This window comes from Pseudomonas sp. P1_F1_2, assembly GCF_056405815.1.
In genome coordinates, this window is the sequence record NZ_JBFUBK010000110.1 from 1 (window position 1) to 20659 (window position 20659).

At 61.0% G+C, this 20659-nt stretch carries 15 protein-coding genes and 1 tRNA gene; 4 read left to right on the forward strand and 12 right to left on the reverse strand.

Annotated elements, in window-relative coordinates; translation table 11 throughout:
- Positions 1–1609 (forward strand): bifunctional aconitate hydratase 2/2-methylisocitrate dehydratase (locus AC1D2P_RS25385; RefSeq protein WP_477811645.1); only part of this gene is annotated, 1609 nt, incomplete at its 5' end.
- A 108-nt stretch (positions 1610–1717) separates the two neighbouring features.
- Here the strand turns inward: AC1D2P_RS25385 and AC1D2P_RS25390 are convergent.
- The 5 genes from AC1D2P_RS25390 to AC1D2P_RS25410 form a co-directional block, all read right to left on the reverse strand.
- Positions 1718–3064 (reverse strand): glutamine synthetase family protein, encoded by a 1347-nt coding sequence (locus AC1D2P_RS25390; RefSeq protein ID WP_046033186.1) that lies wholly within the window; start codon positions 3062–3064, stop codon positions 1718–1720.
- A 23-nt stretch (positions 3065–3087) separates the two neighbouring features.
- The gene (locus AC1D2P_RS25395; RefSeq protein WP_109786922.1) at positions 3088–3645 is read right to left on the reverse strand and encodes a helix-turn-helix domain-containing protein; all 558 of its coding nucleotides are present in this window, start codon (positions 3643–3645) and stop codon (positions 3088–3090) included.
- A gap of 25 nt (positions 3646–3670) precedes the next feature.
- On the reverse strand, positions 3671–4960 hold the full coding sequence (locus tag AC1D2P_RS25400) for an NAD(P)/FAD-dependent oxidoreductase (RefSeq protein ID WP_046033184.1): 1290 nt from the start codon (positions 4958–4960) through the stop codon (positions 3671–3673).
- A gap of 109 nt (positions 4961–5069) precedes the next feature.
- Positions 5070–6254, reverse strand: coding sequence for a patatin-like phospholipase family protein (locus AC1D2P_RS25405; RefSeq protein WP_046033183.1), 1185 nt, complete (start codon positions 6252–6254; stop codon positions 5070–5072).
- 393 nt (positions 6255–6647) lie between these two features.
- On the reverse strand, positions 6648–7736 hold the full coding sequence (locus tag AC1D2P_RS25410; RefSeq protein ID WP_046033182.1) for an AI-2E family transporter: 1089 nt from the start codon (positions 7734–7736) through the stop codon (positions 6648–6650).
- Positions 7737–7933: 197 nt separating this feature from the next.
- Between AC1D2P_RS25410 and AC1D2P_RS25415 the strand changes: the two genes are divergently transcribed.
- Positions 7934–8587, forward strand: coding sequence for a hydrolase (locus tag AC1D2P_RS25415; RefSeq protein WP_477811646.1), 654 nt, complete (start codon positions 7934–7936; stop codon positions 8585–8587).
- 54 nt (positions 8588–8641) lie between these two features.
- Positions 8642–9970 (forward strand): OprD family porin, encoded by a 1329-nt coding sequence (locus AC1D2P_RS25420; RefSeq protein WP_477758281.1) that lies wholly within the window; start codon positions 8642–8644, stop codon positions 9968–9970.
- Between the two features lie 9 nt (positions 9971–9979).
- Here the strand turns inward: AC1D2P_RS25420 and AC1D2P_RS25425 are convergent.
- From AC1D2P_RS25425 to fdnG, 7 genes are all read right to left on the reverse strand, one after another.
- Positions 9980–10075: transfer RNA gene (locus AC1D2P_RS25425), tRNA-Sec, on the reverse strand.
- A 6-nt stretch (positions 10076–10081) separates the two neighbouring features.
- Positions 10082–12019 carry a selenocysteine-specific translation elongation factor gene (gene selB / locus AC1D2P_RS25430; RefSeq protein WP_477758280.1) on the reverse strand — a complete coding sequence of 646 codons (1938 nt, stop codon included), beginning with the start codon at positions 12017–12019 and terminating at the stop codon, positions 10082–10084.
- Entirely contained in the window at positions 12016–13446 is a 1431-nt protein-coding gene (selA, locus tag AC1D2P_RS25435; RefSeq protein WP_477758279.1) for an L-seryl-tRNA(Sec) selenium transferase, read from the reverse strand. The genes selB and selA overlap by 4 nt, the downstream gene beginning before the upstream one ends.
- 64 nt (positions 13447–13510) lie before the next feature.
- Positions 13511–14437, reverse strand: a complete 927-nt coding sequence (fdhE, locus tag AC1D2P_RS25440) for a formate dehydrogenase accessory protein FdhE (protein ID WP_046033177.1) — start codon at positions 14435–14437, stop codon at positions 13511–13513.
- Between the two features lie 4 nt (positions 14438–14441).
- The gene (locus AC1D2P_RS25445; RefSeq protein ID WP_077432149.1) at positions 14442–15095 is read right to left on the reverse strand and encodes a formate dehydrogenase subunit gamma; all 654 of its coding nucleotides are present in this window, start codon (positions 15093–15095) and stop codon (positions 14442–14444) included.
- Positions 15092–16027, reverse strand: a complete 936-nt coding sequence (fdxH, locus tag AC1D2P_RS25450; protein WP_046033175.1) for a formate dehydrogenase subunit beta — start codon at positions 16025–16027, stop codon at positions 15092–15094. Before fdxH ends, AC1D2P_RS25445 begins: the two co-directional genes overlap by 4 nt.
- Positions 16028–19093 carry a formate dehydrogenase-N subunit alpha gene (gene fdnG / locus AC1D2P_RS25455; RefSeq protein ID WP_477758278.1) on the reverse strand — a complete coding sequence of 1022 codons (3066 nt, stop codon included), beginning with the start codon at positions 19091–19093 and terminating at the stop codon, positions 16028–16030.
- Between the two features lie 354 nt (positions 19094–19447).
- Here fdnG and AC1D2P_RS25460 point away from each other — a divergent pair, with 354 nt between their 5' ends.
- A complete protein-coding gene (locus AC1D2P_RS25460) occupies positions 19448–20602 on the forward strand; it encodes a MalY/PatB family protein (RefSeq protein WP_223525561.1) in 1155 nt (384 codons plus the stop codon).
- Positions 20603–20659: the final 57 nt, after the last annotated feature.

Genomic DNA, 20659 nt, shown 5'->3' on the forward strand with positions numbered 1-20659 from the left:
GTTGGACGAAGTGTTGGACGAAGTTCGTGCTGGCGGCCGTATTCCGCTGATCATCGGCCGTGGCCTGACCGACAAGGCTCGCGCCGAACTGGGTCTGCCAGCGTTCGACCTGTTCAAACTGCCGGAAGCCCCGGCTGAAAGCACCAAGGGTTACACCCTGGCGCAGAAAATGGTCGGCAAGGCTTGCGGCGTAGCCGGTGTGCGTCCTGGCACCTATTGCGAACCGAAAATGACCACCGTGGGTTCCCAGGACACCACCGGTCCAATGACCCGTGACGAACTGAAAGACCTGGCGTGCCTGGGCTTCTCGACGGATCTGGTGATGCAGTCCTTCTGCCACACTGCGGCTTATCCAAAGCCTGTGGATGTGACGACTCACCACACCCTGCCGGATTTCATGCGTAACCGCGGCGGCGTTTCGCTCAAACCGGGCGACGGCATCATTCACAGCTGGCTGAACCGCATGCTGCTGCCGGACACCGTCGGTACCGGTGGCGATTCGCACACCCGTTTCCCGATCGGTATTTCGTTCCCGGCGGGCTCTGGATTGATTGCGTTCGCCGCCGCCACCGGCGTCATGCCGCTGGACATGCCCGAGTCAGTCTTGGTGCGTTTCAAAGGCAAGATGCAACCGGGCATCACCCTGCGTGACCTGGTTCATTCGATCCCTTACTACGCCATTAAGGCCGGTCTGCTGACCGTCGAGAAGAAAGGCAAAATCAACGCCTTCTCCGGCCGCATCCTGGAAATCGAAGGCCTGGACAACCTGACCGTGGAGCAAGCGTTCGAACTGTCCGACGCTTCCGCCGAACGTTCCGCCGCCGGCTGCACGATCAAACTCCCGGAAAAGGCCATTGCCGAGTACCTGACCTCCAACATCACCCTGCTGCGCTGGATGATCGGCGAAGGCTACGGCGACGCCCGTACCCTGGAGCGTCGTGCTCAAGCGATGGAAGCCTGGCTGGCCAAACCAGAGCTGCTGCAAGCGGACAAAGACGCTGAATACGCAGAAGTCCTCGAGATCGACCTGGCACAGATCACGCAACCGATCCTGTGCGCACCGAACGACCCTGACGACGCCCGTCTGTTGTCGTCCGCTGAAGGTCAGAAGATCGACGAAGTGTTCATCGGTTCGTGCATGACCAACATCGGTCACTTCCGCGCTGCCGGCAAGTTGCTGGAACAGGTCAATGGAGCACTGCCAACCCGCCTGTGGCTGTCGCCACCGACCAAAATGGACGCTCACCAACTGACCGAGGAAGGCTACTACGGCATCTACGACAAGGCCGGCGCACGCATGGAAATGCCGGGTTGCTCGCTGTGCATGGGTAACCAGGCCCGCGTTGAGCCGAACAGCACCGTGGTGTCGACGTCGACCCGTAACTTCCCGAACCGTCTGGGTGACGGCGCGAACGTCTACCTGGCTTCGGCCGAGCTGGCGTCTGTTGCTTCCATCCTGGGTCGCCTGCCGACCGTCGAGGAGTACATGGAATACGCGGGCAAGATCGACAGCATGGCGGCCGATGTCTACCGCTACCTGTCCTTCGACCAGATCGCCGAGTTCCGTGAAGTCGCTGCGAACGCCAACATTCCGGTCGTTCAAGCCTAACGCTGCAACGCCATAGAAAACGCCGCCCTTCGTGAGAGGGGCGGCGTTTTTTTATGCCTTACTCTTTCTGCCCAATCATGAGATTGAGCGACTGCCCGCATCCTGCGTTTACAGATACCAGCGATATTCCCGCGCGCTGATCTCCTGCATGAACGCCAGATGGTCCTGACGTTTGTTCTCGCAATAAACATTCACGAACTCAGCCCCCAGACCTTCACGCAATTGCGGTTGATGCTGCATTGCGCGCACGGCTTCGAGCATTTCCTTTGGAAAGTCGACGCCACTGTTGCGGTCTTCGTTCAGCGGCAAGATCGGTTCTTTGCCCGCGTCCAGTCCGTGTTCCAGGCCCACCAGAATCGCCGCCAATACCAGATATGGATTGGCATCGGCGCCTGCCAGACGATGTTCGATGCGCAGGTTCTTCGAGTCCGACTCAGGGATGCGCAGGCACGCATCGCGATCTTCAAAACCCCAGCTCGCTTGGGTGGCGATGTTGGTCGTGCCGCCCAAGCGTCGATAGGCATTCTGGTTCGGGGCGAAAACCGGCATGCAATGCGGGAGCAGTTCCAGGCAACCGGCCACGGCGTGACGCAACGATCGCTGTTCATTGGCCGCCAGGATGTTATTGCCGGCCGCATCGTAAAGGCTGACATGTACGTGCATGCCGCTACCCGGGTGCTGCAAGTAAGGTTTGGCCATGAAACTGGCGCGATAGCCGTGCTTGAGGGCAACACCGCGGCTGCTGCGGCAAAACAGGGCCGCCCAGTCCGCCGCGCGCAAGCCGTCGTCCAGGTGACCGAAATTGATCTCGAACTGCCCCGGCCCGAGCTCGGCGGTAATCACCGTGCTGTCGATGCCCTGGGCACGCGATGCCTCGACCATTTCATCGAGTACCGGGGCAAAACGTGACAGCCGCTCGATGTGCATATTGGGTTGATCGTCGGCATCGTCTGTCAGCCCGTCGCGGGGAAACTGCGGTAGCCCGTCGCGCAGCTTTTTATCGAACAGGTAGAACTCCAGCTCAAATGCCACGACTGGATGAATGCCTTTACCGGCGAGGCGGTCCAGAACCTGGGCCAATACCTGGCGCGGTTCGAACACGATGGGGTTTTGCGTGCCGTCCGAGGTAATCAGCATTTGCCCCAGCGGTTGGCCTTCCCAGGTCACAGGCTTGAGTGTGCCGGGTACCAGGCGACGCAGCGCATCGGGATCGCCGTCGTTGAAGCAGTAATCGCCGATCTTGAACAATCCGCCTTGCACGCCCAGCAGCACACAGTTCTGCGGCAGTTTCAGCGCGCTGCCGGCCGCCACCTTTTCCAGCATGTCCACCGGATAACGCTTGCCGTAGAAATGCCCTGGAATATCCAGGGAAATCAGGTCGACATAGCGCACCTCAGGATAGCGTTGGCGAAAGGCGCGCACCTCGGCCAACAGGTCAGAGCAGGTAGCATCCATCATTGTGGGTCCTTKTCTTTTCATCAGGTGTAAACCCAAAGCACTCGCGTGAGATGCTCGGTGAGGTTGCCGTAGCGGCAACGGGTATGGCTGTCGAACTGAAAGCTGTCGCCAGCCACTAATTTGACGGGGTCCTCGTCGTCGCCCAACCACAGCGTCAGCTCGCCTTCGAGCACGTAACCCCCTTGCTCGGAGCTGTCAGTCAAATGCCGGTCGCCACTGCTGGCACCGGCTTCAAGGTGACTTTCGAGCATCGAAAACGATGCGCGGATCTTTGGCGAAACCAGAATGTCGGTAATGCCGTTGGCGAAGTACAACGTGCGGCGTTCGTCCGGCCGGGTGACCCATGGCAATTCCTTGGGTTTTGGCAGGCTGTAGAAGTACGTCGTCGGTACGTCCAGGGTTTCACTGATCGCCGTCAGGTCGGCCACCGTGGGCCGTGACAGGCCACGTTCGACCTGCGACAGGAAGCCCACGGAACGGCCGATTTTGTCGGCCAGTTCCTTCAAGGTGTATTTCTTGTGCTTGCGCAGATCGTGAATAAGGATCGCCAGCGCAGCGATTTCTTCTTGCTTGTTCATGCCTGGATTTCCAGTTGATGACTCATCAAATACTGTCGCGCAGTCGATACCAGGCTTTGCCGATGGCTTCCAGCGGCGCAGCCAGGTATTTGCCGCCGGGAAAACTGCCGTTGTTCAAACCCTGGTACAAGGACAATTCATCGTCCTGGCCAAGAATCGCGTCGGACACGGCGCGGGCAGCGGCCAGTGTCGGCAGCACGCCATGCCCGGAATAGCCTTGCATCCAGTAGCGATTCCCTGACTGGCCAATGTCCGGCGTTCGTTTCAGGGTCAAGTCGATGTGCCCGCCCCAGGCGAATTCCAGGGCTACGCCTTTGAGCTGCGGGAACACCCGCTCCAGGAAGGGACGCGTGGCCCCGGCAATGTCCTTTGGCATACCGCCCAGATACGTGCAGCCGCCACCGAACAGCAGGCGGTTGTCGGGCGTGCGCCGGAAATAATCGAGGACAAACTGATTGTCGGTGACGCAGACATTGCTCGGCAACAGCGCGGTGGCCTGCTCGGGAGACAGGGGCGCGGTGGCCACTTGATAAGTCCCGACCGGTAATACGCAACGGGCCAGTTTCGGGTCGAGCCGGTCCAGATACGCATTGCACGCCAGCACCAGAACGTCTGCCCGAATGGTCCCGTGTTCGGTGTTCACCCGGTAACGACCGCCCTCCTCTTGATAGCTCAATGCTTTGCTTTGTTCATGGATGCGGCCGCCCGCCTTTTCGATGGCGGTGGCCAGGCCGATGGCCAGTTTCAGCGGGTTCAGATGACCGCCCTCGGGATCATAGAGGCCGGCCTGATAGCGCTCGCTGGCGATCCATTGCGGCAACTGTTCACGGCTGATGAACCGCAAGCCATGGTGGCCCCACTTGTGACTGGCCTCGCGCTGCCACTCGGTCAACAGCCCGACACGCCGTGGCATGACCGACGTCCACAAATGCCCCGCGCGATAATCACAATCGAAGCCATGACGAGCGGGTAATTCACGCAGCTCCTGCGCCGCCCAGCGCATGCCGTCCCACAACCGGCGTGCGCGCTCGTAACCCAACGCGGCTTCCAGCGGCGGCATGTCACACGACCAGCCGAGAATGGCCTGGCCACCATTGCGCCCGGAGGCCGCCCACGCCACTCGACTGGCTTCCAGCAGGGTCACCCGTTTGCCGGCCAAGGCCAGGCGCAACGCAGTGTGCAGCCCACTGAAGCCGGCGCCGATGATCAGGATGTCGGTGTCTTGTTCACCCCTGAGCGCAGGGCGATTGACCAAGCGATCCGCGCAACTGTGGGCGTAATAGCTGGCGACATGCTGAGTGGACTGCTGGAACATACGAGCTCTCATGAAATTATGTTTTTATAATTTCATGAAAAACTACAGTATTAATTTCATGCAGGCAACTCCACGATGACCGACTGGACATCAAGGATCGCGATTGTCTTCAGGTATTGGGGGATTTATGCCACGGGTAACCTTTCGCGCTGAGTTCAAAGGCGTAGTCGAATAAACGCTTCATGTATTCGCCATCAAAGTGATGACTGCGCAGGTGATGAAAATCGGCGCCGATGTACGCCAGATTGAAGTCCGCCCCGTCCTGCTGAGCGATTCGGTAAATCCGTTCCAGGTCACTGATCCCTTGCGTCTGGATCAATGCGCTGATGGCACGACCGCCGATACTCAACGTGCGACGCTTGGTCCCGGACCACTGGGGCTCCATTTTCCCGTTACGAATCACATAGAAATTCCGGTCATGGCGCAAACGTGCGCCGGTCACGCTGTTCAGAGCCATGACCGTGCCGGGTGGGTAAAGGAATACCTGCGTGATGACGCCGCCGTCCACGTGCATTTCCTGAAACTGTTGACCGTTCACTTCCACGTCGATCATGACCGGTGAAACGGCGCCAGGAATGCTCATCGACGCGATCAGGATCTGGCGAAACAGGTCCAGTGCGCCCGGTGCTCCACTGGAGGCGATGGCCCCCATATTCCAGGTCACGGGCCGCCCTGCATCGAGGTCGGTGGTACCGATCATCAGGAGTCGTCCATTGGCGTATTGCGCCGCAATCGCCGCCAGTATGTCAGCGGTGACGTACTGGGCGACGAGCCGCGACAGTGGCTTGCTGTCTGCAATGCCGTCGCTGGCAAGCCGGGTCAGCACATTGCGCGAATGGAAAACGTCTTTGGGACCGATGGCGCTGCAGATGCGCAGAATGATGTCGTCGTATTGAGGCCCCAGAAAAGCGAACGGAGCCACCAGGGCGCCAGCGCTGATGCCCGTGACCACTTTGAACAGTGGGCGCGTCCCATTCAACGTCCATCCCGCGATGATCCCTGCCGCAAACGTGCCGGCGTCACCACCGCCGGAAACCGCCAGCATGTTGGCCACCGGCAGGACGTCATTCGGCACTCCCGCCCTGGCGAGCGCCTCAGCCTCGCGATGGTTGGCCTGATTCACGTCCCGAATGAGCGGAGCGAAATCCCGGTCCAGCCAGTAACGCGCCTGTGCGATGCCGGGGACGACCGCCAGTTCCGTCAAAGTCGGCGGCACGGCATCGCGGCGTTGCAGACACGCTTGGCGCAACATGTTCCACGTTGACGCACCCGGTCCGGGCAGGAATGGTTTCAAAACGCCTCCTCCGGCCGCCGTTGCTGATAGATCACATGAGCATTGCGACGGGCATTACGCGTAACGGATGTCGCTGAGGCCGATTGCCGCCACGGTGAACAAGAACGGCATCGTCAGGTAGGACCACAGCGCGTAACCATTGAAGTACGCGCGGTGCAGTGGATCCCAAGGGGTATTTTCTTCGTGGTCTTGAAAGGATTCCCGGGGGGCTGAGCGCTCGGCAACGAGCGTCCCGTCGGCGTGGCGCGCTGTCCTGCGTCAGCCCTTTCTTTGCCCATAACGCACCACCTGTCACGAGGGTGGTGCGTACTTTGCTGAAGCTGTTCCAGCGATCGAGCCCCCCATGAGCGGTCAACACCCGCTCGAGGAGCTCATGACTCTGCGTGTTCATGGTTACGGATTTGCTCCGTCCTCCGGCCGATCCTGAACCCACTGCCAGAATAGTTGATAGCCGACCGCAAGCACCACTGGCCCGATGAACAGCCCAAGGATGCCGCTGGTGACCATGCCGCCCAACGCACCGATCAACACGACCGGCATTGGCACATCCACGCCTCGCCCCAGCAACAGCGGTTTGAGAACGTTGTCCACCAGACCGGCAACGAACACAAAGACCGAGAAGATGATGGTCCTCGTGTTGGGCCCCTCGGTCGCCATCACGTAGACAATCACCGGCAGCGTAATCAGCGTGGCTGGTAACTGCATGATGCCGAGCAGCAACACAAAGATCGCAAGAATACCTGCGCCCGGGATGCCTTTGAGCACGAAGCCGATACCCACCAGCAGCATCTGAATGAACGCGATGCCGACCACGCCGAGCGCAACGGCACGGATGGTTGCGGTGCACAGTTCGGCGATTTTCGGCCCCTTGTCAGGACCGCTGACGCGAGACGCAATCTCTACCGCGGCGCGGGTGCCGGCCTCTCCATGGGCCATGAAAATACCGGCGATGATCAGGGCGACAATGAACATCAGCAAACCCGCCCCGACACCGGCAATCTTGGTCAACAAGCCGACGCTGACGCCTTTTATCTGCGGCAGGTACTTCGCTATCAGGTCGGGAAGGTCATAGGAGGCCTGCAGCCATATCGACGAGAGCGATTTACCCACCAGTGGCCACGTCGCGACCGACTCGGGCGGCGGCGGGATCTGGAAGGTTCCCTCCTTCACCAGGTCGATGACGTTTCCGACCGACGAACCAATCGAAGTGCCCAACAGATAGACCGGTACCACCAGAATAGCGATGGCAATCAGCACAATGATCGTTGCAGCACGCCCCTCGCTGCGTCCCCGCGACCCCATCAGTCGCAGTTGCAACGGGTAGAGCGTGATTGCCAGGATCACCGACCACAGCATCAAGTCGCGAAACGGTTGGAATATCTCGAAGCAAAACAGCACCAGAACAACAATCAACCCGGCACGAATCAGTACATCGAGCATGCTGCGGGTCAACGATTTCTCGGACAGAGGTGTGGGCACCATGGATGCCTCCTTGCTGATAGCTGCAAAGGTAGGGGAACGGTTAGGGCAGCATAGACGGAGTTTTGACAGTACGACGGCAACAATGCGTGATGTATCGCTATACCTCGAAAAAAAATCCAAACACAGCACATCGACTCAATATCCGAGCCTGAATCTTCGCGACCATAGCCTCCTCACTCACCCGTAAGGACATCATCATGGCCATTGCAAAAGCAGTCCCCGGCAAAACCCTGCTGACCCCGACCGACCACACCCTGATCATGATCGACCATCAATCGCAGATGTCCTTTGCGACCAAGTCGATCGATGCCGTGACCCTGCGCAACAACGCCGCGCTGGTGGCCAAGGCGGCCCGTGGTTTCAAGGTCTCGACCATCCTTACTACCGTGGCCGAGAAGAGCTTTTCAGGCCCGATCTTCGACGAAATCAAGTCGGTATTCCCGGAACACAACGTGATCGACCGTACCAGCATGAACACCTGGGAAGACGAGCGCATTGCTGTTGAAGTCAACAAAATCGGCAAACAGAAAATCGTCCTCGCCGGTCTCTGGACGTCCGTGTGCATCGTTGGCCCGGCACTGTCGGCCATCGACCAGGGTTTCGAGGTGTACGTAATCGCCGATGCCTGTGGTGACGTCACCACCGAAGCGCACGAAATGGCCATGCAACGCATGATCCAGATCGGTGCCCGGCCGATGACTTCGCTGCAATACCTGCTTGAATTGCCGCGTGACTGGGCGCGCGGCGAAACTTACGACGAAACCGTAAAAACCTCGATTGCCAACGGCGGTGCCTACGGTCTGGGCCTGATCTACGCCAAGAGCATGTTCGGCGCTTCGGAAGCCCACTAAGCAAAAAATAGCGACTCCGTACGCGCGGAGTCGCTATCAGGTGGCCATTGAACCATGACGTTTTTTTCGAAAAAAGCCGCTTTCTGCTTATCTCTGATGTGCGCTGGCACCGTCGCAACGGCGCGGGCTGATGAGTCGGAACAAAACCCGCAAGGATTTCTGGAAGGGGCGACGCTGAATGTGCTCAACCGCAACTTCTACCTCAACAGTGACTACCGGTCGCCTTCACCATCGGGCAAAAGCTACAAGGCCGAGTGGGCGCAAGGCTTCATTGGCGCTTTCGAGTCTGGCTTCACGCCCGGTACCGTTGGGTTCGGCCTCGATAGCCACGCTTTTTTGGGGCTGAAGCTCGACAGTGGCAAAGGTCATTCCGGCACCGGATTGCTGCCGGTGGGCAGCGATGGGCGCAGTGAGGACAACTACTCCAGTGGTGGCGGCGCGCTGAAAGTCAGGGCCTCCAGGACCACCTTGGCGTTCGGCGAAATGATGGTCGAAGCCCCGGTGTTCGACACCGCCGACAAACGCCTGCAGCCAGAGTACGCCACGGGTTTTCTGCTCAATAGTCGCGAAATTGATGGCATGAACCTGCAGGCAGGCCACTTCACGGCATTCAAGAATCAGGACAGCGCTTCGGGCAAGGGCAATTTTTCCGGTTACGGGGCTAACACCGACGCCGGAGGCATTTCGTTTGCCGGTGCCGACCTGTTCACCCAAAGCCCTGTCGGCGGCGCGCTCTATGCTTCAACACTGACCGACACCTGGCATCAGTACTACGCCAATGTGCATCTGAAACAGCCGGGAGTGTTCGTCGACGCCAATCTCTACCACACGCGGGACACGGGCGAGGCACTGGCCGGCGCCATCGACAACACCGCGTTCAGCCTGTCGGGCAAATACACCATCGATGCCCATGGTTTCACGCTGGCCTACCAAAAAATCAACGGTGACACCCCGTTCGACTTCGTCGGTGGCGACTCCATCTACCTGGCCAACTCGATCAAGTACGCCGACTTCAACGGCGCCCACGAACAATCCTGGCAAGCCCGCTACGACCTCGACCTGAGCACTTATGGCATTCCCGGTCTGGCCTTCATGACACGGTATGTCAAAGGCAGCCAGATCGACGGCACCCACGCGCCCAAGGGCGGCGCCTATAACCCGTTCGACGCGGAGACCGGCACGTATGTGCCACAACAAGGCGATGGCGGACGTCATTGGGAGCGCGACATCGACGTGCGCTACATCGTGCAGTCCGGGGCGGCCAAGGGCTTGTCGCTGCAACTGTCGCACGTGTCTCATCGCGCCAATACCGCCCAGGCGGGCGATGACATCGACCGGGTTTACGTGGTCATCCAATACCCGCTGAATCTCGGGCCGCTGTGACACAAAAATTGGCGGAAGGCAGCCGGAGTCGAACCTGCCCGGGAACGGATGCCGTCCCCAACCGGGTTTGAAGCCCGGCCGCGCCACCGGGCGCGATTGCCTTCCTGGAAATCAGTCCTCAGGTTGTCGGGGCTCTGGTTGTCGGAGCTCTGGTTCTCGGGCTAACGCACTGTCGGGACGGATCTGGCGTTTGTCGCCCATGCGCCGGGTCAGGCCAATACGGTCGAAGTATTCCAGAATCTGAATGCTGCGCTTGCGCCCCAGGCCCACTGCATCGCGAAACGCCGCGACCTGAATCACCGGACCAAGCTCGGCCATCTGCAACAGCATAGCCGCCAACCGACGGATCATCGCGTCGGTGTAGAACAGGTCCCGCACCACCTGATGCAGCAGTCCCAAGCGCGCCATTTTGCGTAGCAGCAAGCGCACGGTCGCCTCGTCATGCCCCAGATGGCGCACCCACGGCGGATCGAAACCGGCCTGCTCGAACAGCGGCTGCAAGCGCTGCCACAGGGCTTCGTCGTCGTCGCTCAAGCGCACTTGATGAGCCGGTAAATGCAGCCACGGACCGCTGGTGACAATAGCGCCACCGGCCAGCAATTCGTCGAGCAGGCAGATGAACGTCGGGCGCTCCAGCACGGAGGCGGCAAACCGACGCAGGCGATCCCGGTCCGGGCCCATCTGGTCCGGTTCCAATTGATGGAAGCGTGCGAGGTGTTCCAGCAAGGGGGCTTTCAACGCTTCCCAACGCGCCGAACTGAACAGCAATGGACCTTGGCGGGTCTCGATCAGGCGCACGTCATCGGGCAATCGCCACGTCGCGCGAGGACGGTTGAATTGACGTTCAAGTTGCCGTGGATCGAGGCCGGTATCGCTGTGGGCCAACAACGCCGGCAAGACCTCTTCCAGATTGTCACCGATGTCGAGGGCTTGCAGTTGCGCCAGCCGTTCGGGGCTGCGACGGTGCCGGGACGGGGCAAACGGGTCGAGCACCCGGCCTCCGCCGAGGGTGCGTTGGGCACTCTGGTCCCGCAGGATCAAAGGGTCGTCCTTGACTGCGTGCACGGGGGCATTCAACAAGACCTGCGCAAACATCCGCCCGCCCGGCACCAGGCTGGCACCCTCCAGCAGCGCCACCCGCCCGGTTACGTCCTGAGTGCCCAGGTGAACATGCACCGGCTGAAAGTGCTCGAAGGCTTTGGCTTCGCTGGCCAGCAAACGCAGGTCGATGTCGAGGCGTTGAGTCGGCGCAAACAGCCACTCGGCCAGCAACCAATGACCACGGTGGATCTGATCCAGTGCCAATCGCTCGGCACTCAAGTTCAGTGCGACGCGTTGACCGGCCATCGCTGTGTCTGCTGCCTGGTTTTGCGCATGCAGACCGCGCACGCGCACGGGTTTGCCCTGCGGGCTCAGCACCAGGGTGTCGCCCACCGCCACGTGCCCGGACAACGCGGTGCCCGTCACCACGATCCCGGCACCGGCGACGCTGAAAGCCCGATCAATCGCCAGGCGAAAACCGCCGCTGGTGCTGCGTTGGCGCACTTCACGCTGAGCGTCGAGCAAAGCCTGGCGCAGTGCCTCGACACCTTCCCCGGTGACACTCGACAGGGCGATCTGCGGCGCGTTCGCATAAGGGCCCGATGCCAGCAACGCCTGGATCTGCCCGCGCACGATGGACACCCTGGCCGGTTCGACCCGGTCGCACTTGGTGATTGCTACCAATGCCCGAGGAATGTTCAGCAGTTCCACAATCGCCAGATGTTCGCGAGTTTGCGGCATCACCCCGTCATCCGCGGCGACCACCAGCAGCACCAGATCAATGCCTTGCGCCCCGGCCAACATGTTGTGGGTGAAACGCTCGTGACCGGGCACGTCGATAAACCCGGTCAACCCGGCGCCCGGTTCCAGCGCGGCGTAGAGGTAGCCGAGGTCGATGGTCATGCCGCGCTCGCGTTCTTCCCGGCGACGGTCGCCGGCCTGCCCGGTCAACGCCTGGAGCAAAGACGTCTTGCCATGATCGATATGCCCTGCCGTGCCGACGATCACCCTGCCCGCCCCTCGACTGACAATTGATCGAGTTGCGCCAGCCAAGCCGCTTCGTCATCCAGTTGGCGCAGGTCCAGCCACAGCGCGTCGTCGTCAATTCGGCCCAGCACCGGGATAGACAACTGACGCAACGCAGCTTCCAGCCCCAGCAATTGCCGGCCGCGCAGACGCTTGGACACGTTTGGCCGCAGGCATAACGCGGCGCTCGGCAAGCGCGCCACCGGTTGGCTGCCACTGCCGATCATGCCCAGTGCCGGCATCGCGCTGACACTCCAGCCGTCACCCAATACCTGAGCCAGCGAAGGTTGCAGCCGTTGTGCTTGCGCGAGGATGTCGGCTTGGGGTCGTGTCAGCAGCCGCAGGCTCGGCAGACGTTCGGCCAGCCGCTCGGGATCGCGGTACAAACCCAGCACCGCTTCGAGCGCGGCCAGGGTCAGTTTGTCGACGCGCAGCGCACGTTTGAGCGGGTTTTTCTTGATCTTGGCGATCAAGTCCTTGCGCCCGACAATCAACCCGGCCTGCGGGCCACCGAGCAATTTATCGCCACTGAAGGTCACGATATCTGCGCCATCGAGCAAAGCCTGACGCACCGTCGGTTCGGCGGGCAGGCCCCAGCGGGTCAGGTCCAGCAGGCTGCCGCTGCCGAGGTCTTCGAGCAGCGGCAACCCATGGTTGTGCGCCAATTGCGCGAGTTCGGCGGTCGGCACCCGTGCGGTAAAGCCTTCGATCGCGTAATTGCTCGCATGCACGCGCATCACCAGACCACTGCGCGGGCCGATGGCCGCTTCGTAATCACGGGCATGGGTGCGGTTGGTGGTGCCGACTTCATGCAAGCGCACCCCGGCCCGCGCCATGATGTCGGGAATGCGGAACGCACCGCCGATTTCGATCAGTTCGCCCCGGGAAATAATCCCTTCCTTGCGCGCCCCCAAGCTGTTGAGTGTCAGCAGCACGGCCGCCGCGTTGTTGTTGACCACCGTCACCGCTTCGGCGCCGGTCAATTCGCGGATCAACCCTTCGATCAGGTCGTCACGGTCACCGCGTTTGCCGCTGTTCAGATCAAATTCGAGATTGAGCGGATAGCGTGCGGCCATTTGCACCGCTTCAATGGCGACTTCAGGCAGCAATGCCCGCCCGAGGTTGGTGTGCAGCACGGTGCCGGTCAGGTTGAACACCCGGCGCACATGACTTTGGTGTTGTTGCGCCAAGCGCTCGCCCGCCCGCCCCGCCAAGACCTGCGGGCTGATTTCCACGGCATCGAGTTGGCCCCTCAGGACCGGTTCGCGCAAGTCATCGAGCAATTGCCGCAGGCTCGCCAGCAGCGCGTCCCGGCCATAGCGCTCGGCCAGCGGCTGGCAGGCGGGATGACGCAACAAACTGTCGATGGAAGGCAGCCGCAAGGTTTGGCTGGCGGACGTTGAAGACATCAGGCGCTCCCGGAAACGATTGACCGTCGCGCCTGAGTGTAGCCGTTGAGCTCAAGTGAAGCGTTCAGTCACCCCCCGGGGCCAGCAGCAAATTGGGCGCCGGACGCGAGTAGCCTTCCTGTTCCAGGCGCATGTCGAGCATCAGGCTGGCCAGGTCTGCCGACAGCGCTTCCGCCTCGGCGTCGTTTTCCAGGTACAGCAACTTCAAATAGCTGCGACAACCTGGGCAGGTTTCGGCACGCAGCGGTGCCTGATTGGCCGCGTGGCGGTCGTCATCGAGGCTGACGTAATCCAGGCCTTTGCTTTGCTCGCAATACACGCATTTGACCCGCACCACATGCCATTCACAGGCACACAACGAGCACACCAGATAGCGCAAACCGTTGTGTTTGCCTCGGTGACGGATCACCCCCGCCATCGCTGGCGACCCGCAGGCCGGGCATTGATTGAGGGCGTCACCGGGTTTCAGATCCAGCCCCGGCGTGTTCAGCAACCAGTGACTCCAGGCCGCTTGCAGCGCAGCTCCCAGAAACGGCACCAGCGCGGCCGGCAGCAGCGTGAACTGGCCGCTGACCAAGGCCACCGCCCAGGCCTTGAGTTGCCCGTCGCGGGTGTTGCGCAATGTCGTCAGGGCTTTTTCGACGGCGGGTTGTGGCGGTGGTTGGTAGCGCTGCAACAACGCTCCGAGGTACGGCAACCAATGGCCCTCGCGTACCAGACTGTCGGCGGCAAGTGGTGGCAAGCCGTGCGCCTGGCAGACCTTGATTCGTTCGGGATCAGGCGGCGTTGTGACCGGCGGATCGTCCATCAAGCGCTGCTGCACATGACACACACCGGCCACCAGCCGCAGGTAATCCGCCAGTGGATGCCCTTCGGCCAGGCGCTCCAGGCGTAAGGCGCGCAAGGTGAACAGGTTGTGCGGCGGCCTATACAGAAACGGCGGTGAACTCGCCGCCGCTTCAATCTCTCCAGGCTCAAGAATCGTCGCCAAGGGCTTATCCTTTTTTGCTGATTGGCCGGTCCGGTTGTTCGTCGCGGGTCACTTCGCGGTACCAGAGTTCATGGTGTTTTTTCGCCCAGGGACGGCTGACCCAGCCATGCACCATGGCGCTGACCGAGCCCTTGATCCAGATGCCGGCGTAGATGTGGATGATGATGCTGAGCACCAGTACAAATCCGGCCAACGCATGCAGCAACATCGCCCAACGAATAAGGGTGATGCCAAAGTACGCACTGAAATACGCGCGCCAGATCACCAGTCCGGTCAACAGCAGCGCCAACATGCAGGCAAGCAAGGTCCAGAACAGCAGCTTCTGCCCGGGGTTGTATTTGCCGATGGGCGGCACACCCTCCTCCTCGTTTTGAATCACCTTGTCGATCCGCCTGAGCCACAAGCCGTCGTTACGGATAAAAAAGTTGGCCCGCCAGAAGCGGATCACCAGGCCCAGGAACAGCACGAACATCACCACGCCCATGAACGGGTGCAGGATGCGCGTCCACGGGCCACCGCCAAACAGGTTACTGAGCCAGAACAGCGCCGGATGAAACAACGCCAGCCCGGACAGTGCGGCCATGAAAAACAGGATCGCGACCAGCCAGTGATTGGTGCGCTGGCCGGCGGTATAACGCAGGATCGTTTTGTTGCTCATGGCCTGTCCTCCCGCCGCGGATCATAGGTATGAACCGATGGGTCAACCTCATGCACCGCCGGGTCTTTACCTGGGGGATGCTCATCCTCTTCCACCACCTGCGGCCCGATGCGCACGTAATGGAAGAACCCGGCCAGCACCGCCAGGCCCATAGCGAGCAAGCCCAGCGGTTTGCTCACGCCTTTCCACAATCCCACCAACGGACTGATTGCCGGGTCTTTCGCCAGCCCGGCGTACAGCTGCGGCGCGTCGGCGTGGTGCAACACATACATCACGTGGGTGCCGCCAACGCCGGCCGGGTCGTACAGACCGGCATTTTCGAAGCCACGGCTTTTCAAATCGACGATGCGCTCGGCGGCGTGTTCTTTCATGTCTTCCTTGGTGCCGAACACGATCGCCCCGGTCGGGCAGGTTTTCACGCAGGCCGGTTCCAGGCCGAATTCGACCCGGTCCGAACACAGCGTGCACTTGTACGCCTTGTGGTCCTTTTGCGAGATCCGCGGAATGTTGAACGGGCAGCCGGTGATGCAATAGCCGCAGCCGATGCAATGGTCCTGGTCGAAGTCGACGATGCCATTGGCGTGCTTGATGATCGCCCCGGGGCTTGGGCACGCGGCCAGGCAGCCGGGTTCGGCGCAATGCATGCAGCCGTCCTTGCGGATCAGCCACTCAAGGTTGCCGGCATCGGTTTCATGCTCGGTGAAGCGCATCAGGGTCCAGGTTTCTGCGCTCAGGTCCTGCGGATTGTCGTAAGTGCCGAGGTTGTGCCCGACATCGTCGCGCAGCTCGTTCCATTCCGAGCAGGCGACCTGGCAGGCCTTGCAACCGATGCACTTGGTGGTGTCGATCAGTTTGGCCACTTCCTCCTGATTGCGCACCGAAGGCGGGACTGTCGTGGTGGCCGAACGGGCAATGATGTCTTGGCTGGCCATTTAGACTTTCTCCACGTTGACCAGGAATGACTTGGATTCCGGGGTCTGTGTGTTGCCATCGCCGAGGAACGGCACCAGGGTGTTGGTCAGGTAACCGTGGCGCGTAAGCCCAGTAAACCCCCAGTGCAACGGGATACCGATCTGGTGCACCACTTGATTGTTGACCTGCAACGGACGAATCCGCTTGGTCACCACCGCCACCGCTTCAATGTGGCCGCGCTTGGAACTGACGCGCACGCGGTCACCGGCGACGATGCCCTTCTCCTTCGCCAGCACTTCACCGATTTCGACGAACTGTTCCGGCTGGGCAATGGCGTTGAGCTTGCAATGCTTGCTCCAGAAGTGGAAATGCTCGGTCAAGCGATAACTGGTGGCGGCGTAGGGGTAGTCCTTGGCCACACCGAGGGAATCCCACACCGAATCGAAGATCCGCGCCGCCGGGTTACTGGTGGCTTTCTTGTTTTGCGGGTGCAGCGGGTTGATGCCGATGGGCGTCTCGAACGGCTCGTAGTGCTCTGGGAACGGGCCTTCGTTCATTTTGTCGACGGCGAAGAACCGGGCCACGCCTTCGGGGTTCATGATGAACGGGCTCATCCCCGCTTCCGGTGGCACGTCGGCCTTGTAGTCGGGCACATCGGTGCCGCCCCACACTTTGCCGTTCCACCACACCAGGCGTTTTTTCGGATCCCACGGCTTGCCTTGCGGATCGGCCGAAGCACGGTTGTAAAGAATCCGTCGGTTCGCCGGCCAGGCCCAGGCCCAGCCTTGGTGCTGATGCATACCAAACGGATCGCTGTTATCGCGCCGGGCCATCTGGTTGCCGGTTTCGGTCCAGCTGCCACAGAAAATCCAGCAGCCAGACGCCGTGCTGCCGTCGTCCTTGAGCTGGCTGAACGCGGCCAGTTGCGCATTGCCCTTGATCGCCGCGCCCGTGGCATCGGTGAAATCGGTGGCGGCGTAACCGTTGATTTCCTTGGCCAGTTCTTCCGGTGTGGGTTCGTCGGCAATCTTGTACTGCCACGACAGCTTGAGGATCGGATCGGGATATGCGCCGCCCTTCGCCTGATAGCGCTGGCGCAGACGCAGGAACAGCTCGGCCATGATCCGAATGTCGGTTTGCGCTTCGCCCGGACCGTCCGCGCCTTTCCAGTGCCATTGCAGCCAGCGGCTGCTGTTGACCAGAGAGCCGTCCTCCTCGGCGAAACAGGTGGTGGGCAGGCGAATCACTTCGGTCTGGATGTCGGCACTTTTCACATCGTTGTACGGCCCGACGTTGCGCCAGAACTCCGAGGTTTCGGTGGACAGTGGGTCCATCACCACCAGCCATTTCAACTTGGCCAACGCCGCCATCACCCGGTTTTTGTCGGGCAACGCCGCAATCGGATTGAAGCCTTGGCAAAAGTAGCCATTGACCTTGCCCTGGCCCATCAAGTCGAACACTTTAAGGATGTCGTAGTTGGGGATGTCCAGCTTCGGCAGGTACTCGTACGCCCAATTGTTCTCCACCGTGGCATTGGCGCCGTACCAGGCTTTCATCAGGCTGACGTGGAACTTGCTGTAGTTCTGCCAATAGGACAGTTGCCCAGGCCGCAGCGGCTTTTGCGTGCGTTTGGTGATGTACGCCGCGTAATCCTGTTCGGCATCGCCCGGCAGCGTCAGGTAACCCGGCAGTGAGTTGGACAGCAAGCCGAGGTCGGTCAGGCCCTGGATGTTGGAGTGCCCRCGCAAGGCATTCACGCCGCCGCCCGGCATACCGACGTTGCCCAACAGCAATTGCACCATCGCCGCGCTGCGGATGATCTGCGAGCCGATCGAATGCTGGGTCCAGCCCAAGGCGTAAAGAATCGTCATGGTCTTGCCCGGTACCGAGCAAGTGGCGATCTCCTCCCAGATTTTCTGCATGGCATCGACCGGCATTCCGCAAATCTGGCTCGCCAGATCGATGTTGTAGCGGCTGTAGTGCTGCTTCATCAGTTGATAGACGCAGCGCGGGTCTTGCAGGGTCGGGTCGACTTTGACGAAGCCGTCCTCACCGAGCTCGTAGCCCCAGCCGGACTTATCGGTGTAGCTGCGCTTGGCCACGTCGTAACCGCTGAAAATCCCGTCCTCGAAGCCATACCCGGCTTTGACGATGAACGACACGTCCGTGTAGTTGCGCACGTACTCGTGCTGGATCTTGTCTTCGGTCAGCAGGTAATTGATCAGACCGCCCATGAAGGCGATGTCGGTGCCGGTGCGAATCGGCGCGTAATAGTCGGCCACCGAGGCCGTGCGGGTAAATCGCGGGTCGACCACGATCAGCCGCGCCTTGTTGTGCGCCTTGGCTTCTGTCACCCATTTGAAACCGCACGGGTGCGCTTCTGCTGCGTTGCCGCCCATCACCAGAACCAGATTCGCGTTGGCGATATCGGTCCAGGTATTGGTCATGGCACCACGGCCGTACGTCGGGGCAAGACTTGCCACCGTCGGGCCGTGTCAGACACGCGCCTGGTTATCAAACCCCAGCATGCCGAGACTGCGAATGACCTTGTGGGTGATGTAGCCCGCTTCGTTGGACGCCGCCGATGCCGCGAGGAAACCGGTGGTCAGCCAGCGGTTCACTGTTTGGCCTTGGGCATTCTTCTCGATGAAGTTGGCATCGCGGTCGGCCTTCATCAGGTCGGCGACGCGATCCAGCGCTTCATCCCAGGAGATGCGCGTCCACTCGCTGCTGCCGGGCTTGCGTACCTGCGGGTATTGCAGCCGACCGGGGCTGTGAATGAAATCCAGCAGGCCAGCGCCTTTGGGGCAAAGGGTGCCGCGGTTGACCGGGTGGTCGGCGTCACCTTCGATGTGGATGATATTTTGTGCGACGTTCTTCGCGTCATCGCCCAGGCTGTACATGATCAACCCGCAACCAACCGAGCAATACGGACAGGTGTTGCGGGTTTCATGAGTGTGGGTGAGCTTGAAGTGACGCACCTGTTCGGCAAAGGCAGGCGTCGGGGCCATGCCCAACGCCCCCAGGCTAGAGCCTGCAAGGCCGATGCCGGCGACCTTGAAGAACTGACGACGGCTGAGGTCCATCGTGCACTCCTGATCAGGTGGAAATCCGGTGCTTTGCCGGACTTTTCAATCAATCACGGTGGCGGCAGACGGACTGCCGACACCTCAAACTGTAGTCCGCGCATTGGCAATCGGTGTGAAAACCGACCGTCGGCCAGTTGTCGGCCTCTGTACCCGTCGGCACGATCCTTGTGGGAGCGGGCCTGCCCGCGATGGCGGTGGGTCAGCCGATATAAATGTTGACGGTGCCGAAGCAATCGCGGGCAAGCCCGCTCCCACAGGGTTTTACTGCGGGCTTTCGCGAGCAGGCTCGCTCCCACAAGATTTGGCGCTTATCATGGCCGGCATGATTAATCCGCCGTTACGAGACCGCGCATGACTTTCGATTTTGATCAGGTGTTCGACCGCCATAACACCGGTAGCACCAAATGGAGCCGCTACCCGGCCGATGTGTTGCCGATGTGGGTGGCCGACATGGATTTCGCCGCACCGCCGATGATCATCCAGGCCCTGCAAAAACGCCTGGAACACCCGATGGTCGGCTACAGCGTGGCCCCGGACAACTTGCGCGAAGCCATCGTCGCCGACCTCTGGAACAAATACGCCTGGCGCATCGAGCCGCAAGAGCTGATCTTTCTGCCGGGCGTCGAGTCGGGCTTCAACATGGCCCTCAAAGCGCTGGTCCAGCCGCAACAAAACGTCGTGGTGCAGGTTCCCAACTATCCGCCACTGCGCCACGCACCGGGCCATTGGGGCCTGAACAAGGTCGAGCTGAATTTCAATGAGCAGGCCGACGGCACCTACACCACACCGCTCGACACCTTGAGCCAGTCGCTGCAAGGTGGCGGCGCGCTGCTGCTGAGCAACCCGCACAACCCGCTGGGCAAAGCCTTTCCACGGGACGAACTGCAAGCAATTGCCGACATCTGCCTGGAACAGGGCGCGTGGATCATCTCTGACGAGATTCACGCCGAGCTGTGCTTTGACGGGCGCAAGCACGTACCGATGGCGACCCTGAGCGCGGACATCGCCCGGCGCACGATCACGCTGATGTCGGCGAGCAAGGCCTACAACATTGCCGGCCTGAAAACTTCGTTCATGATCATTCAGGACCGCGCCCTGCGTGAGCAGGTCAACCACGCCCGTTGCGGCATGGTCGACAGCGTCAACCCGCTGGGCCTGGAAGCCACCCGCGTCGCGTACAGCGAAGCCGGGCCATGGCTGACGGAACTGAGCGCTTACCTGCAAAGCAACCGCGATTACCTTGTCGACGCCGTTCGCACCCGCCTGCCGGGCATTACCATGAATGTGCCGCAAAGCACCTACCTGGCGTGGCTCGACTGCTCGGCGCTGGGGTTGGACAACCCGCAGCAGTTCTTCCTGGACCAGGCCAAGGTCGGTTTGAGCCCGGGCCTGGATTTCGGCGATGACGCCCGGCAATTCGTGCGCCTGAACTTCGGCTGCCCGCGCGCGTTGCTCGAAGAAGGCATTGCGCGGATGGAGCGCAGTTTGCGTAACCACAAGGCCTAGCAACAACGACTATTCCTTTGTAGCAGCTGGCGCAGCCTGCGTCCGGCTGCGCAGCAG

Excerpts from the sequence above, each read along its gene's own strand:
- AC1D2P_RS25390 (WP_046033186.1), bottom strand. The coding sequence starts at position 3,064 with ATGGATGCTACCTGCTCTGACCTGTTGGCCGAGGTGCGCGCCTTTCGC.
- AC1D2P_RS25395 (WP_109786922.1), bottom strand. The coding sequence starts at position 3,645 with ATGAACAAGCAAGAAGAAATCGCTGCGCTGGCGATCCTTATTCACGAT.
- AC1D2P_RS25400 (WP_046033184.1), bottom strand. The coding sequence starts at position 4,960 with ATGTTCCAGCAGTCCACTCAGCATGTCGCCAGCTATTACGCCCACAGT.
- AC1D2P_RS25410 (WP_046033182.1), bottom strand. The coding sequence starts at position 7,736 with ATGGTGCCCACACCTCTGTCCGAGAAATCGTTGACCCGCAGCATGCTC.
- AC1D2P_RS25415 (WP_477811646.1), top strand. The coding sequence starts at position 7,934 with ATGGCCATTGCAAAAGCAGTCCCCGGCAAAACCCTGCTGACCCCGACC.
- AC1D2P_RS25420 (WP_477758281.1), top strand. The coding sequence starts at position 8,642 with ATGACGTTTTTTTCGAAAAAAGCCGCTTTCTGCTTATCTCTGATGTGC.
- selA (WP_477758279.1), bottom strand. The coding sequence starts at position 13,446 with ATGTCTTCAACGTCCGCCAGCCAAACCTTGCGGCTGCCTTCCATCGAC.
- AC1D2P_RS25445 (WP_077432149.1), bottom strand. The coding sequence starts at position 15,095 with ATGAGCAACAAAACGATCCTGCGTTATACCGCCGGCCAGCGCACCAAT.
- fdxH (WP_046033175.1), bottom strand. The coding sequence starts at position 16,027 with ATGGCCAGCCAAGACATCATTGCCCGTTCGGCCACCACGACAGTCCCG.
- AC1D2P_RS25460 (WP_223525561.1), top strand. The coding sequence starts at position 19,448 with ATGACTTTCGATTTTGATCAGGTGTTCGACCGCCATAACACCGGTAGC.